Annotated in this window: 1 protein-coding gene; it reads left to right on the forward strand. The window is 33.2% G+C overall.

Translation table 11 applies throughout. The features are described 5' to 3' along the window. Positions 1 to 30 precede the first annotated feature (30 nt). Positions 31 to 286: Ger(x)C family spore germination C-terminal domain-containing protein (locus B7C41_RS19985; RefSeq protein ID WP_328590818.1), on the forward strand; the 256-nt coding region annotated here is incomplete at its 3' end.

Consider the following 286-nt stretch of genomic DNA (forward strand, 5'->3'; position numbering starts at 1 on the left):
TTTCGTGGGAAGGATAACAAGTGTGTTGGAATGTTAAACGGCGAACAGACAGTGGGAATAAACTTTATAATCGGTGAAAAATTAGGAGGTTATTTTACCATACGTAAAAAGGACCAGCTTATTACATATGAAATTCATAAGCTACACCGAAAAATACAGGTATTTACTGAAAATACTACAAAACCGAAGTTTGATATTCATCTATTTCTCGAAGGTGCTTTAGCGGAGTTGCATTTTAGTGATCATAAAAAATTCATGAATGAAAAACGCTTAACGAAGGATATTT

Origin of the sequence: Cognaticolwellia mytili, from assembly GCF_002104475.1 — a bacterium.
GTDB classification, from domain to species: Bacteria; Pseudomonadota; Gammaproteobacteria; order Enterobacterales; family Alteromonadaceae; genus Cognaticolwellia; species Cognaticolwellia mytili.